Below are 21,156 nucleotides of genomic sequence, written 5' to 3' on the forward strand. Positions count from 1 at the left end.
CACTCACCGCCGATAGGCGACGGTCCGCCTTGCGATGCCGGCCGAGCCAACGGCACCTGCGCGAACGAAGAGGCCCCGCCCGACCCTGGACAGGTCGGACGGGGCTCGGCTGACTACTGCACCGGCTACAAGCCCGCGCCGCCCGCCATCTCCTCCGCCCCCACCCGCCGGATCACGGCCTCCACGTCCTTGCCCTCCGTGTCAGCCCGCCGGATCTGCCCGTCCGCGCCAAACCGGACCGCCAGCCGTGAGGCGTCGAAAGCGGGGCCGCTCTTCGTCGCGGGCGAGACCTCCACGAACGCGCCCGCGTGTAGCAGCAGGTCCCGCTTGCCCGCCGTGTCCGCCGCCTTCCAATGCTGACGGAACGTCTGCCCGGTGGGCACCTCCACCACCCCGGCGGGCCTGGCGGTGCGCTGCTTCTCCTTCAGCGAGGCGACGCGTTCTTCGAGCTTGGCGTACTGCGCGGCATAACGGTCCGCGCCGTCGTCGCCCTTGAAAAGCCCCCGGTCGTACCGGTCCTTCTCCAAGTTGGACAGTGCTTCCTGCGCCTGCCTGATCTGTGGGCGGAAGTCCTCTCCGGGCTGCTCGACCATGCGCACCACGGGCAGCTTGCCGAAGGACTCCAGGAAGCGGGCCTCCACGTGGTTCTCCATCGACTCCCCGGCGATGCTCACGCCATAGCAGTCGATCTGCTCCCCGCCCTGTCGCTTCTTCAACCGGCCGATGCACCGGTACCGGAGCCGTCCGCCCGCCACGTAGGTGTACATCCGGAAACCGCACAGCGCGCAGTGGACGATGCCCCGGAGCAGTGATGTGCCTTCGCGCCGCCGGTCGCCGGGGTTGCTGCGGCGCTCCAGTTCGTCCTGGAGGGCCTGCCAAGTGTCCATGTCCAGGATCGGCGTCCGGTTGACCAGTGGCAGGCCGTCCGTCCGCAGAATGGGCTTACCGTCCTCGATCACCTGGCCGAGCAACTGCGGGTTGGTAAGCAGGCTCCGCAGCGTGGTCGTGTACCACTTCTTCGAGTCGCTGCGCTTGCCGGTGGTCTGCCGGGAGGTGTGGCCGGGCGACGGGACTCCGGCCTTGCTCAAGTCGGCTGCGACGGTCATCAGAGAGTCCTTGGCGAGGATGCGCTCCACGATCCCGTGAACGGTCTTGGCCTCCTCCGGGTTGACCTCCAGCACCTTCCCCGGACCGTCCGGGTTGGGGGCCACGCGGTAGCCGTACGGGACGCGCCCGCCCGTATACCGGCCCTCCCGCCGCAGGTGTTCGTGGGCGCTGGAGACACGCATGCCGATGGTGTCGGACTCCAACTCGGCAAAGACCGCGATCACCTTCGCCATGGCGCGGCCCATGGAGGTGGTCAGGTCCAGTGGTTCTGTCGCCGACGCCAGCGCGACGTCCGCCGCCTCCGTGATCCGCATGATCTCGGCGAAGTCCACGGTGGAGCGGGCAAGCCGGTCGATCTTGAAGAATACGACGACGTCCAATTCGGTTAGCCTCGACAGAACCCGCTGGAGTCCGGGCCGTTCAAGCCCGCGCGAGAAGCCCGAGACGTCGATGTCCTCTTCGACGGCGACAACGGTCCACCCCCGGGCCTGGCAGAGCGCTTCACAGGCGGCGCGCTGCCGCTCGGGAGACGTCGTTTCCTCTGTCTCGCGCGATAGGCGAACATAGATGGCTGCGCGCAATCCGGTGGTGCCGGCCGGAACGCCCTTCGGGCGACGGGCACGGGGCATGGCCCGGACAGCGGCAGTTGTGGCGTCGGTCACTCGGCGATCCTAACCGTGGAGGTATGCGTGTCCTGCTTGATCGTGCAGAGCGACAAGACGCTGCTGTTGGAGATCGACCATCCGCAGGCGGCGGAGTGCCGGCGGGTGATCGCGCCGTTCGCCGAGTTGGAGCGCGCGCCGGAGCACATCCACACCTACCGGGTGACGCCGCTCGGCCTGTGGAACGCACGGGCGGCGGGGCACGACGCCGAGCAGGTGGTGGACGCGCTGGTGACGTACTCGCGCTACCCGGTGCCGCACGCGCTGCTGGTCGACGTGGCGGACACCATGGCCCGGTACGGGCGGCTGCAGCTGCAGAAGCACCCGGTGCACGGGCTGGTGCTGTCCACCACGGACCGGCCGGTGCTGGAGGAGGTGCTGCGGTCGAAGAAGATCGCGCCGCTGGTCGGGGCCCGGGTGGACCCGGACACGGTGGTGGTGCACCCGTCGGAGCGCGGCCAGATCAAGCAGGTGCTGCTGAAGCTGGGCTGGCCGGCCGAGGACCACGCGGGGTACGTGGACGGCGAGGCGCACCCGATCCACCTGGAGGAGGACGGCTGGGAGCTGCGCCCGTACCAGCGGCACGCCGTGGACGGCTTCTGGCACGGCGGCTCCGGCGTCGTGGTGCTGCCGTGCGGCGCCGGCAAGACGCTGGTGGGCGCGGCGGCGATGGCGGAGGCCAAGTCGACCACGCTGATCCTGGTGACCAACACCGTCTCGGCCCGGCAGTGGAAGCACGAGCTGATCAAGCGGACCTCGCTGACCGAGGACGAGATCGGCGAGTACAGCGGCACCCGCAAGGAGATCCGCCCGGTCACCATCGCCACGTACCAGGTGATGACCACCAAGCGGAAGGGCGTCTACCCGCACCTGGAGCTGTTCGACGCCCGCAACTGGGGCCTGGTGGTCTACGACGAGGTGCACCTGCTGCCCGCGCCGGTGTTCAAGTTCACCGCCGACCTGCAGGCCCGCCGCCGGCTCGGCCTGACGGCGACGCTGGTGCGCGAGGACGGCCGGGAGGGCGACGTGTTCTCGCTGATCGGCCCGAAGCGGTTCGACGCCCCGTGGAAGGAGATCGAGGCGCAGGGCTACATCGCGCCCGCCGACTGCTGCGAGGTGCGGGTGACGCTCTCCGACTCGGAGCGGCTGATGTACGCGACCGCCGAGCCGGAGGAGAAGTACCGGTTCTGTTCGACCACGGCGACCAAGCGCCGGGTGGTGGAGCGGCTGGTCGAGAAGCACAAGGGCGACCAGACCCTGGTCATCGGTCAGTACATCGACCAGCTGGACGAGTTGGGCGATGCGCTGAACGCCCCGGTGATCAAGGGCGAGACCTCGAACGCGCAGCGCGAGAAGCTGTTCGAGGCGTTCCGGTCGAAGGAGATCGGCGTGCTGGTGGTCTCCAAGGTCGCGAACTTCTCGATCGACCTGCCGGAGGCCACCGTGGCCATCCAGGTGTCGGGCACGTTCGGCTCCCGCCAGGAGGAGGCGCAGCGGCTGGGCCGGGTGCTGCGTCCGAAGGCGGACGGGCACGCGGCGCACTTCTACTCGGTGGTCGCCCGGGACACCGTCGACCAGGACTTCGCGGCGCACCGCCAGCGGTTCCTGGCCGAGCAGGGCTACGCGTACCGGATCGTCGACGCCGACGACCTGTAGGAGCGGCTACAGCTTGACGCCGTCGCGCCCGAGGAAGAGCACGCGCGCGGCGGTGTCGAGCACGATGCCGACGTTGCGGACGGCGGCGGCGACCGGGTTGCGGCGGCGCTCCGGGGCGCCGCCCAGCTGCGGGTTCATGCGTGTGTTCGTCATGTCTCCACGGTAGGTTCGCGGGCCGGCCCCGGGCATCAACCGGAAGGCCGTACCTGTCGGGCCGCCGGTCGTCCTCCAGGTGTAGCGACCCCTACGCCCGTCCGGGGGTGATCCCCCAGGGGCGCCCCAGGGAAAAGGATTCGCACCCGGGCGGCGGCGGGTCTAGGATCGTCCGTCTGCCCCTCCCGAACCGTGGTGCCGCCTCGGCAGCCGTGGGAGGTGCCGGCCGCTCGGAAACCGGCCGGTGTCCTTCACCGTGAGCCAAGACGAGTCCGCCGCCCGAGGATGCCGGGCGGCCGGGAAGGTCCGCCGTGCACTCCCCCACCTCCACCGACGCGTTCGCCGCCGACACCGACCCGCTGGGCCGCGAACGCTCCCACCTGGCCGCCTCCCGCGCCGCCCTGAAGGCGATGCGCGAGGACGTCGAGGCACTCGACCTGCGCGACGTCACCGGCACCTGGGTGTCCGCGCTGGTGCTGCAGAAGCAGGTCGACGAACGCATCAAGGCACTCGCCGACCTCGCGCACACCCCGCTGTTCTTCGGCCGCCTGGACTACCTGCACACGATCAGCGAGGCCGACTCCGAGGGCAGCGGCGGCGAGCAGTTCTACATCGGCCGCCGGCACGTCCACGACGCCGACGGCGACCCGATGGTGATCGACTGGCGCGCCCCGGTCTCCCAGCCGTTCTACCGGGCCAGCCGCAAGGACCCGATGGACGTCGCCAAGCGCCGTCGGTTCGGCTACACCGGCGGCGAGTTGACGGCCTACGAGGACGAGAACCTGTCCGACCCGGACGAGGGCGACACGCGCTCCGCACTCCTCGCCGCCGAAATCGAGAAGCCCCGCGTCGGCCCGATGCGCGACATCGTCGCCACCATCCAGCCCGAGCAGGACGAGATCGTCCGCGCCGACATCACCGGCACCGTCTGCGTCCAGGGCGCCCCCGGCACCGGGAAGACCGCCGTCGGCCTGCACCGTGTCGCCTACCTGCTGTACGCACACCGCGAGCGGCTCGCCCGCACCGGCACCCTGGTGGTCGGCCCGAACCGGTCCTTCCTCCAGTACATCGAGCAGGTCCTGCCCGCCCTCGGCGAGTTGGACGTCGCGCAGGCCACCGTGCAGGAACTCGTCGGGCACGTCGAGGTCCGCGGCGCCGACGCCGCCGACACCGCCCGGATCAAGGGCGACGCCCGGATGGCCCAGGTCCTGCGCAACGCGGTGCGGTCCGGGATCACCCTGCCCACCGAACCCTGCGTGGTGGTCCGCGGCTCCCGCCGCTGGCGGGTGCCCGCATACGAACTCGAAGAGATCGTCCGCGAGTTGATGGACCGCGACATCCGCTACGGGGCTGCCGCCGAGGCCCTCCCGCAGCGGATCGCGCACGCCGTGCTGGTCAAGATGGAACAGGGCGGCGAGGCCCCCGACGACCGCGTCCAGGACGCGGTGGCCCGCAACGCCGCCGTGAAGGCCACCGTCAAGGCCTGCTGGCCGGCCGTCGACCCGGTCAAACTGGTCCACCGCCTGCTGTCCGACGCCGAGTTCCTGGCCGCCGCCGCGGACGGCCTCCTCGACGCCGACGAACAGGCCCTCGTCCTGTGGTCCAAGCCGCCGCGCTCCGCCCGCACCGCGCCCTGGTCCGCCGCCGACGCCGTCCTGATCGACGAGACCACCGACCTGGTCCACCGCACCGCCTCGCTCGGCCACGTGGTCGTCGACGAGGCCCAGGACCTCTCCCCCATGCAGTACCGCGCCATCGGCCGCCGCTGCACCACCGGCTCCGCGACCGTCCTCGGCGACCTCGCCCAGGGCACCACCCCGTGGGCCACCGGCAGCTGGCAGGAAGCCCTGCACCACCTCGGCAAGGACGGCGCCCACATCGAGGAGCTCACCCAGGGCTTCCGCGTCCCCGGCGAGGTCATCGCCTACGCCTCCCGCCTCCTCCCGGCGATCGCCCCCGGCCTGGCCCCCGCGACGTCCGTCCGTGACGCGCCCGGCTCGCTGACCGTCCGCCGGGTGCCCTCCGGGCGGGACGACGCCGTCCTCGCCGCCTGCCACGACGCCCTCCGCCACGAAGGCTCCGTCGGCCTGATCGCGGCGGACGCCCGCATCCCCGTCCTCGCCGAGATGCTCGAAGCCGCCGGGCTCCCCCACCTCGCCCCCGGCACCGAGACCACCGCCGACGCCCGGCTTACCCTGGTCCCCGCCACCCTCGCCAAGGGCCTCGAATACGACTACGTCGTCCTCGACGAACCCGCCGCCATCATCACCGGCGAACCCGACCACCGCACCGGCCTGCGCCGCCTCTACGTCTCCCTGACCCGCGCGGTCTCGGGGCTGACGGTGCTCCACACGGAGCCGCTGCCGGAAGAGTTGGGGTAAGGGTTCGCCCCCGATGGCTCACGTTCCGATCAGAGTGCGCCACTCCTCGACCATCGTCGCGTCCACCGCCCCGGCCCAGCCGCCCAGCCGAACCGCTCCGCCGATGTGGAAGGCGTCGAAGCCCGCGGCGCGGAGCTCGGGGACGTGTTCGGCGCGGAGGCCGCCGCCGACCAGGATCTGCTGGCGGTAGCCGGGTTCGCCGGACTTGGCGAGTTCGCCGAGGAGGACTTCCCGGCCGGCGTCCACGCCGGCCGCGGCGCCGGAGGTGAGGAAGGTGTCGAGCCCCGGCAGGTCGGCGACGGCGGCGCGGACGTCGGAGCGGTCGGCGCTGTGGTCGATGGCCCGGTGGAAGGTCCAGTGGCAGCCGGTGACGGCGTCGGCGACGGCGCGGGTCGCGTCGAGGTCGACGGCGCCGTCGGGGGTGAGGAAGCCGAAGACGAATTCCTCGGCGCCCTCGGCGCGCAGCGCGGCGGTCCGGGCCAGCAGCAGGTCGAGGTCGCCGGGGGTGAAGCCGTCGCGGATGCGGAGCATGACGCGCAGCGGCAGGTCGACGGCGGTGCGGATCGCGGCGAAGTCCCGGACGGTGGGGGTGAGCCCGTCGGCGGCCATGTCGGTGACCAGTTCGAGGCGGTCCGCGCCGCCCGACTCGGCGGCCCTGGCGTCCTGGGGGGTCAGCGCGATCACTTCGAACATTGGTCTAGACATATCCGATAGCCTGCCACATCGACCCGCCGCGAGCGACCCCCCTCGACCGTTCGGCCCCGCGTCCTCCTCCGTTCGCGCCCCGCCGGCGTCCCGTTCGCCCGGTCGACCCTCCGTTCAGCCCATCAGGGACGCCGTCTGACGCCGCGTCGGACGGGCGGATCCGAGCAGCCGGTACCCCAGCAGCAGCGCCGTCGCGGTGCCGATCGCCCAGGGGGCGGCCCGCCACACGCCGCCGAGCTGCTCCCAGAGCGAGAACAGGCTGAAGCCGGCGGTCAGCGGCAGCACGGCGAGGCCGAGCGCGGCGGGCAGCAGCCGGTCGCGGGCGGCGAACAGCACCAGCAGCAGCGGGAGCAGCAGCAGCGCGACCGGCCACCAGCCGTCCATCAGGTTGCGGGTGTCGTAGCCGCCCTGGGCGCGGGTCACCGCGAAGCCGGCGGCCGCGCCGGCCAGGATCAGCAGCCGGTCGGTCCGGCCGTGCGCATCGGCCGGGCGGGCCGGGGCGACGGCCAGCATCAGACCGCCCAGCAGGTAGGGCACCAGGGCGGTGGTCTCGTAGGCGAAGAACCAGCCGCTCCACACCCCGCTGGGCGGCAGGCTCAGCGCGGCGTACCCGATCCGGACGGCGCCGAGCAGCGCCACCACGGTGCCCAGGAGTCGGACGGCCCGCCAGGCGCCGAGCGCGGCGGCGGCGACCAGCAGCAGCGGGATGACGGCGAGGCCCAGGACGGCGATGTTCTCGACCAGCCGGCCCCACGGCAGGTCGGTCCCGGAGCGGGCCGCGACGGTGATCCGGTACTCCCGCCAGTCGCCGACGCCGGGCAGGACGGCGAGGCCGAGCAGGGCGCCGGTCAGCAGCGGGGCGGCGGCGACCAGCAGCCGGCCGGGGAGCGCGGTGTCGGTGAGGCCGGTGCGCAGCCGCAGGCCGTACGCGGCGAGGTCGAGGGCTTCGCGGGCGGTGGCGAGGCGGCCGGAGCCGGCGGTGGTGTCGGCGAACACCTCGGCCAGTTCGGCGCCCCGGTCGCGTCGGTAGCGGGCCGGGTAGAGCGCGAGGGCGGTGCGCAGGGCGACGTTCATGCGGTGGCCCCCCGGGGACGGACGGCGCCGCCGAGGCGGCGCTGCGCCTCGGCGGCGACGGCGCGCAGCCGTTCGGCCTCGGTGGCCAGGACGCCCCGGCCGGCGCCGGTGAGGGCGTAGGTGCGGCGGGCCCGGCCGTCGACGATCTCCTCGGCGGCGACCTCGATCAGGCCCTGCTGGAGCAGCCGGTCGAGTGCGCCGTACAGGGTTCCGGTGCGGAGCTTCACCCGCCCCCCGGAGATCGCGTCGACCTCCTGGATCAGCGCGTATCCGTGCCGGGGGGCGTCCGCGAGGGCGGTGAGCAGCAGCAGGGTGGGTTCCTGCATGGCGCGTTCAGTCATACGACTACATATATCGCCGACCTGCTTATCCGCGCCATCCCGCGGGGTCGTCCCGGCGCAGCGCGCCGAGCAGGCCCGCCACCACCGGCAGCGCCAGGGCGAGCAGCCCGATGGTGGCCCACGGGATGTCGGCAGGATTCAGCACGGCGGGCGCGCCCGTCATCCCGGCCACCCGGGAACGCAGCAGGGCGTACGCGGGGACGAAGCCGCTGACGGTGCCGAGCAGCCCGCCGAGCAGGGCGATCAGTCCGGCCTGCAGGCCGGCGACGGTGCGCCGGGTGCGCGGCCGGGCGCCGATCGCGGACAGCAGGACGCGTTCGCGGCGGGCGTCGGCGGCGGCCAGCGCGGTGGAGACCACGGCCGCGCCGAGCACCACCAGGGCGGCGAAGCCGCTGAGCGCGACCTGCACCACGCTGTCCTGCGGCCGGTACCCGCGCTCCACCCCGAACTCCGAGTGCGGGGCGAGCCGGGCGACGGTGGCCGCGGCCCGCTGCTCGGCCCGGTCGGCGACCGGCGCGGTGGGCAGCCAGATCGCCCCGGCCGGCACGACCTGCAGGCCGAGGCCGCGGATCGTCGCGGGGGCTACCACCACCGGCGCGTAGCGCTGCCCGACGGGCCGGTCGACCAGGACGGCGTCGACCGTGACCTTCCTGGCCTCCATGCCGTTGCCCTGCATCTGCAGCACCGCCTTGCCGTCGTGCAGGTAGGACGGGTCGGTGACCACGGCCTTCCCGGCGAGCAGCGCCTCCTCGGCGGTGCGGTCGCGCAGCGCCAGCAGGTTGTGCAGCACCTGGGTGTCGCCGACCACGGCCGGCCCGGTCACGGTCTGGCCGTAGCGCGGCCCGCCCTCCGCGGACACCACGCTGGAGCAGCCCTCGCAGAAGACGTACTGCGCCTCGTACAGGTCGGCCCGCTCGCCGAGGTCCGGCAGGTCCTGGACCACTGCGGTGCGCAGCTGGGGCATGACGTCGGCGTCGCCGTGCAGGGTGATCCGGACGGCGCCGACGGGCTGTTCCAGCCGGTAGGAGGCGCGGTCCTGGGCCTCGGCGCCGGCGGTGTGCACGCCGACCGCGACGGCGCCGGCGACGGCGGCGAGCACGGCGGCGACCGCGGGGCCGGTGCGGGAGCGGTGCCGGGCTGCGTCGCGCAGCGCGAGCCGCGGGCCGACCGGCAGCAGGCGGGCGAGTCGGCCGAGCAGGGCGAGCAGCAGCGGGGTGAACAGCAGCAGGCCGAGTTCGGCGAGCGTCGCGCCGGTCAGCACCGACAGGGTGCGGGTCGACAGTCCGGCGAGCACCGGCATCCCGCCGGTCGGGGCGACCACCGCGCCGTACAGCGCGAGCGCGGCGCCGACCAGCACGGCGGCCAGGCCGAGCAGCGGCGTCCAGCGGGCGGAGCGGCGCACCGGGTCACGGTCCGTCAGGCCGTCGAGCACCTCGCGGCGGCCGGCCTGCAGGGCGGGCAGCAGCGCCGCCAGCAGGGCGGTGAGCATGCCGACGGCGGCGATCGCCGCGAGGTCGGACGGGCGCAGGGCGAGCTGGCCGAACCGGCTGCCGCCCCACTCCTCGATCCGGGTGCGCAGCACGGCGACCAGGGCGGCGCCGACCACGGCGCCGAGCACCGCGCCGGCCGCGCCGAGCACCAGGCCGCCGCCGAGCACCACGGCCCGGACGTGTCCGGGGCGGCCGCCGGCCGCGCCGAGCAGGGCGAGCTGGCGGCGGGCCCGCCGGGCGCCGACCGCGAAGGCGGGGCCGGCCAGCAGCGCGACCTCCAGCAGGGCCATCGCGGCGGTGGTGGCGACCGTCATCATGCGGCGTTCGCGGGCGTCCTCGGCGCCGACCGCCTCCTGCCGGGCCAGCGCGTCGGCGGGCGGGTGGGCGGCGACCTGGCGGCTCGCCAGCGTGTAGCCGTAGCGGTTGAGTTCGCGGACCTGGTCCCAGCCGAGGCTCGCCCCCGCGGGCAGTCGGACCAGCCAGGCGGCCTTCTTCGCGGCGGCCTGCTCGGCGCCCGGGCTCTGCGGGGCGAGCCCGGCGACCACCTGGGCGGCGTCCAGCTGCTGGTACAACTCGCCGGGGCGGGCGATCAGTTCGGACTTGTTCAGCTCGCCGGGACTCTCCACGGCGCCGGTCAGCGTGAACGGGGTCGACTCCAGGCCGCGGACGGTGACCCGGTCGCCGATCCGCAGGCCGGTGCCGGCCAGGAACGCCCGGGTGGCGGCGGCCTCGTGGGCGGCGGCGGGGGCCCGGCCGGAGACCAGGTTCAGCCGGCCCTGCCAGAGGTCGCCGGCCAGGTCGGCCTCGAAGGTGTCGACGGGGGCCAGGCCGTCGCGGGTCTGCACGGCCGCGACCGGGCCGGTGCGGGCGGGCGTCAGAGTGCTGCCCTTCGGGAGCAACTCACCGAGCAGCGCGGCCGGTTCGGTGATGGCGGCGCGCTTCTGCTCGGGCGTCTCGGAGCCCGGGCGCTGCGGCAGGGTGCGGACGCCGTCGGCCGGGAACACCGACTGCTCGACGCTCCGGCCCGGATCGTAGGCGCCGACCAGCGCGTCGGAGCGGCCCATCAGCCGGTCCGCGCGTTCGACGGCGGTGAGTTGACCGCTGCGGTGCACCACGTCCACGCCGGTCGCGCCCAGCACCGGCAACGCGATCATCGCGACCACCAGGGCGCTGCGGCCCTTGGCCCGCAGGGCGTCGCGGCGCGCCATCCGCAGCACCGCCCGCCAGGCGCTCATCGGCCGGCCCCGGTGCGCTGCGCCGCCTCGCGGACGATCCGGCCGTCCCGGAGGAACACCACCCGGTCCGCCCAGGCCGCATGGGTGGCGTCGTGCGTGACCATCATGGCGGCGGCCCCGGCGTCGCAGCGCGCACGCAGTACCTGCAGCACGGCTTCGCCGGTCGCCGAGTCGAGCGCGCCGGTCGGCTCGTCGGCGAGCACCAGCCGGCGCTCGCCCGCCAGCGCCCGGCCGATGGCGACCCGCTGCTGCTGGCCGCCGGACATGTCCTCCGGGAAGCGGTCGGCGAGGTGGGCGATGCCCACCTCCTCCAGCGCGACGAGCGCCTCCGCGCGGGCCTTGCGGGCCGGCACGCCGTCCAACTCCCGCGGCAGCGCGATGTTCTCCGCCGCCGTCAGGGACGGGATCAGGTTGTACGACTGGAACACGTAGCCGACCGACCGGCGCCGTACATCGGCCAGCCGCGCCCGGCTCAGGCCCTCCAGCGGGGCGCCCTCGACCAGCACCCGGCCGACCGACGGGCGGTCCAGGCCCCCGGCCAGCGCGAGCAGCGTGGACTTCCCCGAGCCGGACGGCCCCATCACGGCCAGGAACTCCCCGGCCCGCACCTCCAGGTCGATCGGGTGGAGGGCGTGCACCTCGGCCTCGCCCCGGCCGTGCACCCGGCCGACTCCCTCCAGGCGCAGCACGGCCTGCGCGCTCGATCCGGTCATGGCTCCCCCTCGGAACAGCGGAACGTCTTGCATACCGAGTATGTATAGCCTCCGAGCGACGACTACTCAAGTCTGCGTCATAAGTCGGTGAACTACATATAGTGTGGGTCACATCCGCCAGGGAGCAGAATGACCGTCATGACCGCATCGCTGTCCGAGCGCTGGCACGCCCTGCTCACCCGCTGCGGCGCCACCGTCGACCCGGAGCCGTACGCCCGCGACCTGCTCGCCCGCTGGGCCGAACCGCAGCGCCGCTACCACACCACCGACCACCTGCGGGCCGTCCTCGACCGGATCGACGAACTCGCCGGCCACGCCGAGGACCCGGACGCCGTCCGACTGGCCGCCTGGTTCCACGACGCCGTCTACCGGCCCGACCGCTCCGAGAACGAGGAACGCAGCGCCGCCCTGGCCTGCCGCGCCCTCCGCGAGGCGGGCCTGCCCGAACCCCTGGTCCACGAGGTCGCCCGCCTGATCCGACTCACCGTCACCCACCACCCGGCGCCCGGCGACCACAACGGCGAAGTCCTCTGCGACGCCGACCTCGCCGTCCTCGGCTCACCCCCCGACCACTACGTGGCCTACACCGCCGCCATCCGCGACGAATACGACTTCGTCCCCCCGGACGCCTTCCGCGAGGGCCGCACCGAGATCCTCCACCACCTCCTCGCCCTCTACCGCACCGCCGAGGCCCACGAACGCTACGACGCCCAGGCCCGGGCGAACATGCAGGCCGAACTCAGGGAGCTGGCGCCATAGTGCTCTCCCCGGCCGGTCCTCAGGCGAGCTCGCCGACCGCCGCGACGACGACGCCCTTCTTGCCGCACACCCAGTGCGGGTCCGCCCCCAGTTCCGGCTCGACGCTCAGCGCGTGCGGGTCGTCGTCCCCCGCCGCGCACGCGGAACAGAGCGGCCACCGCCCGTACGACTCCAGCAGCGCGTCCTGGACGTCCTGGGCGATCAGGCCGAGGACGAACTCGCGGCCGTCGGGCCACTGTTCGAGCCACCAGCGGCGGTGGGTGACGGCGTCCTCGACCAGCGAGACGATCGCGGCGTCGGCGACGTCCCGTGCCGTGAGGTCGGCGAGGATCAGCGCGCGGGCACTGTGCAGGGCAGATTCGATCTCGGGAGTGGCCATCCGCCCATTGTCCCAAAGCACCGCCGGGAGCCGGAAACGCCGCGAGGGCGGCCTCCCGAAGGAGACCGCCCTCACGGCGTGAGACTGGCTGAACCAACCGGAGGGGTCGGATCAGAAGTCCATGTCACCGCCCGGCATGCCGCCGCCGGCGGCCGCGGCGGCCTTCTCCGGCTTGTCGGCGATGACGGCCTCGGTGGTGAGGAACAGCGCCGCGATGGAGGCGGCGTTCTGCAGGGCGGAGCGGGTGACCTTGGCGGGGTCGATGATGCCGGAGGCGATCAGGTCGACGTACTCGTTGGTCGCGGCGTTCAGGCCGTGGCCGGCGGGCAGGTTGCGGACCTTCTCGACCACGACGCCGCCCTCAAGACCGGCGTTGGTGGCGATCTGCTTGATCGGGGCCTCCAGGGCCACGCGGACGATGTTGGCACCGGTGGCCTCGTCGCCGTCCAGCTCCAGCTTCTCGAACGCGACACCGGCCTGCAGCAGGGCGACGCCACCACCGGCGACGATGCCCTCCTCGACGGCGGCCTTGGCGTTGCGCACCGCGTCCTCGATGCGGTGCTTGCGCTCCTTGAGCTCGACCTCGGTGGCCGCGCCGGCCTTGATGACGGCCACGCCGCCGGCCAGCTTGGCGAGGCGCTCCTGGAGCTTCTCGCGGTCGTAGTCCGAGTCGGAGTTCTCGATCTCGGCGCGGATCTGGTTGACGCGACCGGCGACCTGGTCGCTGTCGCCGCCGCCGTCGACGATGGTGGTCTCGTCCTTGGTGATGACGACCTTGCGGGCGGTGCCCAGCAGGTCGACGCCGGCGTTCTCGAGCTTGAGGCCGACCTCCTCGGAGATCACGGTGCCGCCGGTCAGGATGGCGATGTCGCCCAGCATGGCCTTGCGGCGGTCGCCGAAGCCCGGGGCCTTGACGGCGACGGACTTGAAGGTGCCGCGGATCTTGTTCACGACCAGGGTCGAGAGGGCCTCGCCCTCGACGTCCTCGGCGATGATGACGAGCGGCTTGCCGCTCTGCATGACCTTCTCCAGCAGCGGGAGGAGGTCCTTGACCGAGGAGATCTTGGAGTTGGCGATGAGGATGTACGGGTCCTCGAAGCTCGCCTCCATGCGCTCCAGGTCGGTGGCGAAGTAGGCGGAGATGTAGCCCTTGTCGAAGCGCATGCCCTCGGTGAGCTCGAGCTCCAGGCCGAAGGTGTTGCTCTCCTCGACGGTGATGACGCCTTCCTTGCCGACCTTGTCCATGGCCTCGGCGATGAGCTCGCCGATCTGGGTGTCGGCGGCGGAGATGGAGGCGGTGGAGGCGATCTGCTCCTTGGTCTCCACGTCCTTGGCCTGGGCCAGCAGCTGGTCGGAGACGGCGACGACGGCCTTCTCGATGCCGCGCTTCAGGGCCATCGGGTTGGCGCCGGCGGCGACGTTGCGCAGACCCTCGCGGACGAGCGCCTGGGCCAGCACGGTGGCGGTGGTGGTGCCGTCACCCGCGACGTCGTCGGTCTTCTTGGCGACCTCCTTGACGAGCTCGGCGCCGATCTTCTCGTACGGGTCCTCGAGCTCGATCTCCTTGGCGATGGAGACACCGTCGTTGGTGATGGTGGGGGCGCCCCACTTCTTCTCCAGAACGACGTTGCGACCCTTGGGGCCGAGCGTGACCTTCACGGCGTCGGCAAGCTGGTTCATGCCACGCTCAAGGCCGCGGCGGGCTTCCTCGTCAAAGGCAATGATCTTGGCCATTAGAAGTGGTCCTCCGGGACACGGTCGACTGCTCGGACCAAGGGGGTGCCCGCGACGGACGGCCCAGGAGGGTGCGGGTCCTGTCCCCGCCGCTTCCGGGGCCTCACCGGCCCGGTCCGTTGTCACTCTCACGCTGTGAGTGCTAACGCCAATGATTAGCACTCGGGGGTGTCGAGTGCAAGCCCATTCGGCGTGCTCCGACCGCCCTCCCGGGAAACCCGCAGGCCGGGCCGGAGAACGCCGACAGGCCCGGCCCGGGACGCGTCGCGCCGGGGCCGGACCTGCCGGTCGTACTGTCGTGGGTGCGGTCTGCCGAGCCGTCAGGCGCCGGCGGCGCGGACCATGTCGGCCTGCGGACCCTTCTGACCCTGCGAGATCTCGAACTCGACCCGCTGGCCCTCTTCCAGGGTGCGGTAGCCGTCCATCTGGATCGCGCTGTAGTGGACGAACACGTCCGCTCCACCGTCGACCGCGATGAAGCCGTAGCCCTTCTCGGCGTTGAACCACTTGACGGTGCCCTGAGCCATTCCGAACTCCCCTTGTGCTGTGCTGGCCCTTCAGAGATCCGCGGACGCGGACCCGGAGGTCTGGAAGACCGGCCTGTGGGGACTCCCCCCCGCACGGCGCAGCCTCTGTCGCGGCTGAATGTATCCGGATATGCGCCCTCTGCAACAGGCCCTAATTTCACGGAAATCGCGTACGCCGCAGGGGATATGACGGGGCGAAAGGTGTACGGCGCGACAATAGCCACCGGACATAACGGACGTGTCACCGCAAATCGCCGAAAGAATTATGACGGCGGCCTGACAGGTCGAGCGGCGAACGGTCCGGCGCATGTCTCAGAGCGCGGGACGGGACGGGGCCGGCGCGAGGTGCGGAACGGGGAAAAACGAGGATTGGAACGGGCCGTGACGGGGAACGGCTCTCCCGGCACTCTACTCCTTCGCCGGTCCCCGAATTCCAGCGACCCACCGGGCCGTAAACACGGCTGCCCGAACGTCTTCGGCCGATGTGCCGAGCCGCCGCCAGGCGGCTCGGAAATCGAATTCCGAGGCCTGACGGCGGCAGGGCGAATACCCGGGGCGGCGTCAGCAGCCGCCGGCCACCGCCGGAATGATCGACACCGAGGCGCCGTCCTTGATCTCGGTCTCCAGGCCGTCGGCGAAGCGCACGTCGTCGTCGTTGACGTACACGTTCACGAAGCGGCGCAGCTTGCCGGTGTCGTCCAGCAGGCGGGCGGCGATGCCGGCGTGGTTGGCCTCCAGGTCCGCGACGACGGCGGCCAGGGTGGCGCCCTCGGCGGTCACCTCGGCGGCGCCGCCGGTGTAGGTGCGGAGGATGGTGGGGATGCGGACGGTGGCGCTCATGTGGGCACTCCTCGGAAGACGTGGGGGACGGATCAGGCGGAGACGAGACCGGCGGCGCGGAAGGACTCCAGCGTCGGGCGGATCACGGCGGTCATGCCGGAGTCGGCGACCGCGTCGAGGGTCTTCAGGCCGTCGCCGGTGTTGATCGCGACGGTCTCCTTGCTCGGGTCGAGCTGCCCGGTCTCGACCAGCTTCTTCAGCACGCCGACGGTGACGCCGCCGGCCGTCTCGGCGAAGATGCCCTCGGTGCGGGCCAGCAGCTTGATCGCCTCGACCACCTGGGCGTCGGTGACGTCCTCGACGGCGCCGCCGGTGCGGCGGGCGATGTCGAGCACGTAGGGGCCGTCGGCCGGGTTGCCGATCGCCAGCGACTTGGCGATGGTGTCCGGCTTGACCGGCTTGATCACGTCGCGGCCGGCCTTGAAGGCGGCGGAGACCGGGGAGCAGCCCTCGGCCTGGGCGCCGAAGATCTTGTACGGGCGGTCCTCGACCAGGCCGAGCTTGATCAGCTCCTGCAGGCCCTTGTCGATCTTGGTGAGCTGGGAGCCGGAGGCGATCGGGATGACGATCTGCTCGGGCAGCCGCCAGCCGAGCTGCTCGCAGATCTCGAACGCCAGGGTCTTGGAGCCTTCGCCGTAGTACGGACGCAGGTTGACGTTGACGAAGCCCCAGCCCTCGCCGGCCGGGTCGCCGATCAGCTCCGAGCAGAACCGGTTCACGTCGTCGTAGTTGCCGTCGATGCCGACCAGCTCGCCGCCGTACACCCCGGCCATCACGACCTTGCCCTGCTCCAGGTCGTGCGGGATGAACACGCAGGACTTGAAGCCGGCCCGGGCCGCGGCGGCGCCCACCGCGCCCGCCAGGTTGCCGGTGGACGAGCAGGACAGCGTGGTGAAGTCGAAGGCGCGGGCGGCCTCGATCGCGCAGGCCACCACCCGGTCCTTGAACGAGTGGGTGGGGTTGCCGGAGTCGTCCTTGATGTGCAGCTGCGCGGTGAAGCCCAGCTCGCGGCCCAGATTGTCGGCCTTCACCAGCGGGGTCCAGCCCGGGTTCAGGTTCGGCTTGTCCGCGACGTCGGCGGGGACGGGCAGCAGCGGGGCGTAGCGCCAGATGGACGCCGGCCCGGCCTCGATCCGCTTGCGCAGCTCCTCGGCGTCGTAGCCGGCGTAGTCGTAGGCGATCTCCAGCGGGCCGAAGCACTCCAGGCAGGCGAAGCTCGGGCCGAGCGGGAAGCGGGTGCCGCACTCGCGACAGGACAGCGCGGTGGCCGGACCGAGGTCGACGGCTGGGGGTACCCCCGGCCGAAGGCTGGGGGCAGGTGCGGGGGTGTCAACAGCCATGGTGGCGAGGCCCTTTCTCCTCATCTTCCCCGGGACGCGGTCGCGCCCGGGCCGGAATTGGCACCTGTCCCGCCGGGCCTGCAAGGCCGCGCGGGAGGGTTGCCGGGACTTCAACGGGCCGTTCCCTCAGTCCCTCTGGATGAGCAATGTGAAGTTGTGGTCGTACGCTGCGAACGACCCGACGTGCGAAGGTCCGGGCGCAGTACGAAGACTGTAACCGAAGGCCCGTGCCGTCCAACCCCACCGTCCGAAAACCGAGACGGACCGAGACAGGGAGCGAGATCTTGCCCGAGCAGCCCGAGCCCGGGGTCCTGCCGGAAGTGGCCGACTGGCTGCGCCGCCGGTCCTGGGCGGCCGCCGACCGACCGCTCGACCGGCTGCTCGCCGCCAAGCGCGCCGCCGGGCCGGCCGGCACCGTCAGCGTGGTGCTGCCCGCCCTGGACGAGGAGCCGACCGTCGGCGAGATCGTCACGCTGATCCGCACCGAACTGATGGAACGCGTCCCGCTGGTCGACGAACTGCTGGTGGTCGACTCCGGCTCGGTCGACGGCACCGCCGCCGCGGCGGCCGCCGCCGGCGCCCGGGTGGTCCACCGGGACGCCATCCTGCCCAGGCTGCCCGCCGCCCCCGGCAAGGGCGAGGTGCTGTGGCGCTCGCTGCTCGCCAGCAGCGGCGCGATCGTCTGCTACATCGACGCCGACCTGCGCGAATTCGACCCAGCGTTCGTCTCCGGCATCGTCGGCCCGCTGCTCACCGACCCCGCCGTGCACCTGGTCAAGGCCATGTACGACCGCCCGTTCGAGGCCGACGGGGCCGTCGTCCCGGCCGGCGGCGGCCGGGTCACCGAACTGGTCGCCCGCCCGCTGCTCAACCTGCACTGGCCGCAGCTGGCCGGCTTCGTCCAGCCGCTCGGCGGCGAGTACGCGGCCCGCCGCGGCCTGCTGGAGCGACTGCCCTTCCCGACCGGCTACGGCGTCGAACTCGGCCTGCTGGTCGACGCGTTGGAACTGGTCGGGCTGGACGCGCTGGCCCAGGTCGACGTCGGCGTCCGGCACCACCGCCACCAGGACGGCCAGGCCCTCGGCCGGATGGCCGCCACCATCTACCGCACCGCCCTGGAGCGCCTCGACCGCACCCACCGGCTCAAGGCCGACGCCGACCTGGTCCGGCCGCTGCTCACCCAGTACACCCGCACCACCGCCGGCTTCACCCCCCGCACCCACCCGGTGCCCGCCACCGAACGCCCCCCGATGATCACCGTCCCCGAGTACCGCGACCGCTGACCGCCGGCCCGCGCGTTGCCCGCCTGCCGCCCCGCACTGTTCACCCGGCCCGGCCCGCGCCGGGTGGTTTGGTCGGCTGATCACACGGCAAGGTTGGCTGTATGGCCGATCACGCGTCCGAACGCCCCACGCAGTCCGGAGCCGCCCCGATCCTGGTGGCCTCCAACCGCGGCCCGGTGTCCTTCCGCACGGAGGACGACGGCACGCTGAGCCTCCGCAGAGGCGGCGGCGGCCTGGTCTCCGGGCTCTCCGCGATCGACGACCCGAACGCCGTCTGGGTCTGCGCCGCCCTCTCCGACGCCGACCGCACCGCCGCCCGACAGGCCCCCGAAGGCCGCCTCGACCGGGCCGGCCACGACGTCGGCGGGCAGGCCGTCCGCATGCTCGACATCGACCCGGAGACCTTCGCCCGCGCCTACAACGGCGTCGCCAACTCCACCCTGTGGTTCGTCCACCACCTGCTGTACGACATTCCCACCAAGCCCGCGTTCGACGCCGACTTCCGCACCGAATGGGCCGCCTACCGGGCCTACAACACCGCGTTCGCCGAAGCCCTCGCCGCCGAAGCCGCCCCCGGCGCCGCCGTCCTGGTGCAGGACTACCACCTCTCGCTGGCCCCCGCGCTGCTCCGCGCCCTCCGCCCCGACCTGCGCATCGGCCACTTCTCGCACACCCCCTGGGCCCCGCCCGAGTACTACCGGCTGCTGCCCGACGACGTCGCCGCCGAAGTCCTCGAAGGCATCCTCGGCGCCGACCGCGCCGCCTTCCTCACCCGCCGCTGGGCCCTCGCCTTCGCCGACTGCTGCGAGCGCGTCCTCGGCGCGAGCGTCGACCGCGACGCCCTCACCGTCGCCCACGCCGGCCGCACCACCCGGCTCGGTGTCCACGGTCTCGGCGCGGACGCCGCGTTCCTGCGCGAGCGCGCCCACCGGCCCGACGTCGACGAACGCCTCGCCGCCCTCCGCGAAGCCGTCGGCGACCGGCGCACCGTCGTCCGGGTCGACCGCACCGAGCTCAGCAAGAACATCGTCCGCGGCCTGCTCGCCTACCGGCACCTGCTGCGCACCCGCCCCGAATGGCTCGACCGGGTCGTCCACATCGCCTTCGCCTACCCCTCGCGCACCGACCTCGCCGAATACCGGGAGTACACCGCCGAGGTGCAACGGCTCGCCGCCGAGATCAACGCCGAATTCGCCACCGCCGACTGGCAGCCGCTCATCCTGCACGTCGACGACGACTTCCCGCGTTCCCTCGCCGCGTACCGGCTCGCCGACGTCGCCCTGGTCAACCCCGTCCGCGACGGCATGAACCTGGTCGCCAAGGAGGTCCCCGTCGTCTCCGACCACGGCTGCGCCCTGGTCCTCTCCCGCGAGGCCGGCGCCCACGAGGAACTCGCCGACGACGCGATCACCGTCAACCCCTTCGACGTCATCGCCACCGCGGACGCCCTGGCCCGGGCCCTCGCCATGCCCCCGGCCGACCGCGCCGACCGCACCGAGCGGCTGGCCGCCGCGGCGACGGCGCTGCCGCCGCAGCAGTGGTTCCTCGACCAACTGAACGCGCTCTAGAGCCAACCGGGGCGAGCACTACCAGGGGCGCTGGGGGCACCCCTGGTGGTGCTCTCCCGGTGTCTCGCTCGCGACCGCCGTCACACCCTCAACCGCGACGCCAACTCGTTCAGCAGGTCCACCACCCCCGCCGGCCCCGCCACCACCAGGTCTGCGCGGTCGGCGAGTTCGCGGACGGGGGCCTCGCCGGTGACGGGGCCGCTGCAGACGAGGAGGCCGGGGTGGCCGTGCTTCCGCCGCTGGGAAACCTCCTCGTAGGCGGCGAGGTCGCCGAGGTCGTCGCCGGCGAACAGCACCGGCCCGGCGTCCCGTTCCGCCAGGAACTTGCGGAGGGCGACGCCCTTGTCGACCCCCGGCGGGCGCAGTTCGAGGACCATGCGGCCGGGTTCGACCACCAGGCCGTGACGGCCGGCCAGCTCGGTGAGCGGGGCGCGCAGCCGCGCCAGCGTGCCGTCGGGGTCGTCGGTGCGCCGGGTGTGCACGGCCAGCGCCCGTTCCTTGTCCTCCACGAAGACGCCGGCGGGGGCCTTCAAGTCGTCCAGCAGCAGGGGCAGTTCGGCCCGTACGGCGGCCACTCCCGGGGGTGGCGGCGCGGCGGTGACGGCGCCCGTCCTCGCGTCCCAGCGTTCGGCGCCGTAGTGGCCGAGGACGGTGAGGTGCTCCAGGCCGGGGGTGGCGGCGAAGCCGCCGTGGGCGGCGGCGGTCGCGGCGGGTCGGCCGGTGACGATGACGACCGAGCCGACCAGCGGGGCGAGTGCGGTCAGGGCGGGGACGACGCCGGGGTGGGCGCGGGCCCGTGCGGGGTCGGCGACGATCGGGGCGAGCGTGCCGTCGAAGTCGAGTCCCACGACCGCGGAGCGCGGGTCGGCGAGCAGGCCCGCCAGTCCGGTCCGTCCTGCCTGGGACGTGATCTGCTCAGCAATTCCCATGGCGTCGACGCTACCCGGCGGCGGCCGCCGGCGGGCGCCGATCGGTTCACTGCCGGGCGTCGCGCCGACTCTGCCGGACCCGGCGCAGCCGGTTGACCAGGACGGGGGCGTGGGCGAGTGCCTCCGGCCGGTCGAGCAGGGCGCCCAGCAGCTGGTAGTAGCGGGTGGCGGAGATGCCGAGCTCCTGCCGGATCGCCTGCTCCTTGGCGCCGGCGGTCCGCCACCCGCGGGATTCCAGTTCGAGTACCGCCCGGTCGCGGTCGGTCAGTTCGGCCATGCT

The 21,156-nt window shown here is 73.0% G+C and carries 19 protein-coding genes and 1 riboswitch; of the genes, 5 read left to right on the forward strand and 14 right to left on the reverse strand.

Going from position 1 to position 21,156, the window contains the following annotated elements:
- Positions 1-125: 125 nt before the first annotated feature.
- Positions 126-1,769: a recombinase family protein gene (locus tag ACI1MP_RS17410; RefSeq protein ID WP_404868993.1), complete on the reverse strand. Its 1,644-nt coding sequence runs from the start codon at positions 1,767-1,769 to the stop codon at positions 126-128.
- A gap of 27 nt (positions 1,770-1,796) precedes the next feature.
- On the opposite strand from ACI1MP_RS17410, the gene ACI1MP_RS17415 reads away from it, so the two are divergent.
- Positions 1,797-3,425 carry a DNA repair helicase XPB gene (locus ACI1MP_RS17415; protein WP_404868994.1) on the forward strand — a complete coding sequence of 543 codons (1,629 nt, stop codon included), beginning with the start codon at positions 1,797-1,799 and terminating at the stop codon, positions 3,423-3,425.
- A gap of 6 nt (positions 3,426-3,431) precedes the next feature.
- On the opposite strand, the gene ACI1MP_RS17420 is transcribed toward ACI1MP_RS17415, so the two are convergent.
- Positions 3,432-3,578: a hypothetical protein gene (locus ACI1MP_RS17420; RefSeq protein ID WP_157815659.1), complete on the reverse strand. Its 147-nt coding sequence runs from the start codon at positions 3,576-3,578 to the stop codon at positions 3,432-3,434.
- A gap of 311 nt (positions 3,579-3,889) precedes the next feature.
- Between ACI1MP_RS17420 and ACI1MP_RS17425 the strand changes: the two genes are divergently transcribed.
- Positions 3,890-5,959: a HelD family protein gene (locus tag ACI1MP_RS17425; protein WP_404868995.1), complete on the forward strand. Its 2,070-nt coding sequence runs from the start codon at positions 3,890-3,892 to the stop codon at positions 5,957-5,959.
- An 18-nt stretch (positions 5,960-5,977) separates the two neighbouring features.
- Here ACI1MP_RS17425 and ACI1MP_RS17430 read toward each other — a convergent pair whose 3' ends face one another.
- The 5 genes from ACI1MP_RS17430 to ACI1MP_RS17450 form a co-directional block, all read right to left on the reverse strand.
- Positions 5,978-6,664, reverse strand: a complete 687-nt coding sequence (locus ACI1MP_RS17430; RefSeq protein ID WP_380339808.1) for a copper homeostasis protein CutC — start codon at positions 6,662-6,664, stop codon at positions 5,978-5,980.
- Positions 6,665-6,778: 114 nt separating this feature from the next.
- The gene (locus ACI1MP_RS17435; protein WP_404868996.1) at positions 6,779-7,738 is read right to left on the reverse strand and encodes a hypothetical protein; all 960 of its coding nucleotides are present in this window, start codon (positions 7,736-7,738) and stop codon (positions 6,779-6,781) included.
- Entirely contained in the window at positions 7,735-8,079 is a 345-nt protein-coding gene (locus tag ACI1MP_RS17440; RefSeq protein ID WP_043915612.1) for a PadR family transcriptional regulator, read from the reverse strand. Before ACI1MP_RS17440 ends, ACI1MP_RS17435 begins: the two co-directional genes overlap by 4 nt.
- A gap of 25 nt (positions 8,080-8,104) precedes the next feature.
- A complete protein-coding gene (locus ACI1MP_RS17445) occupies positions 8,105-10,804 on the reverse strand; it encodes an FtsX-like permease family protein (protein ID WP_404868997.1) in 2,700 nt (899 codons plus the stop codon).
- On the reverse strand, positions 10,801-11,517 hold the full coding sequence (locus ACI1MP_RS17450; RefSeq protein WP_404868998.1) for an ABC transporter ATP-binding protein: 717 nt from the start codon (positions 11,515-11,517) through the stop codon (positions 10,801-10,803). The genes ACI1MP_RS17445 and ACI1MP_RS17450 overlap by 4 nt, the downstream gene beginning before the upstream one ends.
- Positions 11,518-11,655: 138 nt before the next feature.
- Here ACI1MP_RS17450 and ACI1MP_RS17455 point away from each other — a divergent pair, with 138 nt between their 5' ends.
- Positions 11,656-12,276: a hypothetical protein gene (locus ACI1MP_RS17455; protein ID WP_404868999.1), complete on the forward strand. Its 621-nt coding sequence runs from the start codon at positions 11,656-11,658 to the stop codon at positions 12,274-12,276.
- Positions 12,277-12,295: 19 nt separating this feature from the next.
- Here the strand turns inward: ACI1MP_RS17455 and ACI1MP_RS17460 are convergent, their stop codons facing one another.
- The 5 genes from ACI1MP_RS17460 to thrC form a co-directional block, all read right to left on the reverse strand.
- Positions 12,296-12,655, reverse strand: coding sequence for a hypothetical protein (locus tag ACI1MP_RS17460; RefSeq protein WP_380339794.1), 360 nt, complete (start codon positions 12,653-12,655; stop codon positions 12,296-12,298).
- A gap of 111 nt (positions 12,656-12,766) precedes the next feature.
- On the reverse strand, positions 12,767-14,389 hold the full coding sequence (groL, locus tag ACI1MP_RS17465) for a chaperonin GroEL (protein ID WP_043915608.1): 1,623 nt from the start codon (positions 14,387-14,389) through the stop codon (positions 12,767-12,769).
- A 320-nt stretch (positions 14,390-14,709) separates the two neighbouring features.
- Positions 14,710-14,916, reverse strand: a complete 207-nt coding sequence (locus tag ACI1MP_RS17470; RefSeq protein ID WP_014137493.1) for a cold-shock protein — start codon at positions 14,914-14,916, stop codon at positions 14,710-14,712.
- Positions 14,917-15,477: 561 nt separating this feature from the next.
- Positions 15,478-15,756: a MoaD/ThiS family protein gene (locus ACI1MP_RS17475; RefSeq protein WP_043915607.1), complete on the reverse strand. Its 279-nt coding sequence runs from the start codon at positions 15,754-15,756 to the stop codon at positions 15,478-15,480.
- Between the two features lie 32 nt (positions 15,757-15,788).
- The gene (thrC, locus tag ACI1MP_RS17480; protein ID WP_404869000.1) at positions 15,789-17,096 is read right to left on the reverse strand and encodes a threonine synthase; all 1,308 of its coding nucleotides are present in this window, start codon (positions 17,094-17,096) and stop codon (positions 15,789-15,791) included.
- A gap of 17 nt (positions 17,097-17,113) precedes the next feature.
- A riboswitch (SAM riboswitch) is annotated at positions 17,114-17,242 on the reverse strand.
- A 138-nt stretch (positions 17,243-17,380) separates the two neighbouring features.
- Here thrC and ACI1MP_RS17485 point away from each other — a divergent pair.
- Together ACI1MP_RS17485 and ACI1MP_RS17490 are read left to right on the forward strand one after the other, a co-directional pair.
- Positions 17,381-18,379: a glucosyl-3-phosphoglycerate synthase gene (locus ACI1MP_RS17485; RefSeq protein ID WP_100587569.1), complete on the forward strand. Its 999-nt coding sequence runs from the start codon at positions 17,381-17,383 to the stop codon at positions 18,377-18,379.
- 101 nt (positions 18,380-18,480) lie between these two features.
- Complete coding sequence (locus tag ACI1MP_RS17490) at positions 18,481-19,947, forward strand: trehalose-6-phosphate synthase (protein ID WP_404869001.1); 1,467 nt, start codon at positions 18,481-18,483, stop codon at positions 19,945-19,947.
- Positions 19,948-20,027: 80 nt separating this feature from the next.
- On the opposite strand, the gene otsB is transcribed toward ACI1MP_RS17490, so the two are convergent.
- Both otsB and ACI1MP_RS17500 read right to left on the reverse strand, forming a co-directional pair.
- The gene (otsB, locus tag ACI1MP_RS17495; RefSeq protein WP_380339780.1) at positions 20,028-20,876 is read right to left on the reverse strand and encodes a trehalose-phosphatase; all 849 of its coding nucleotides are present in this window, start codon (positions 20,874-20,876) and stop codon (positions 20,028-20,030) included.
- 46 nt (positions 20,877-20,922) lie between these two features.
- A complete protein-coding gene (locus ACI1MP_RS17500; protein ID WP_043915602.1) occupies positions 20,923-21,153 on the reverse strand; it encodes a DUF3263 domain-containing protein in 231 nt (76 codons plus the stop codon).
- Positions 21,154-21,156 lie beyond the last annotated feature (3 nt).

Origin of the sequence: Kitasatospora griseola (assembly GCF_044999035.1) — a bacterium.
In the GTDB taxonomy this organism is placed as follows: Bacteria; Actinomycetota; Actinomycetes; order Streptomycetales; family Streptomycetaceae; genus Kitasatospora; species Kitasatospora griseola.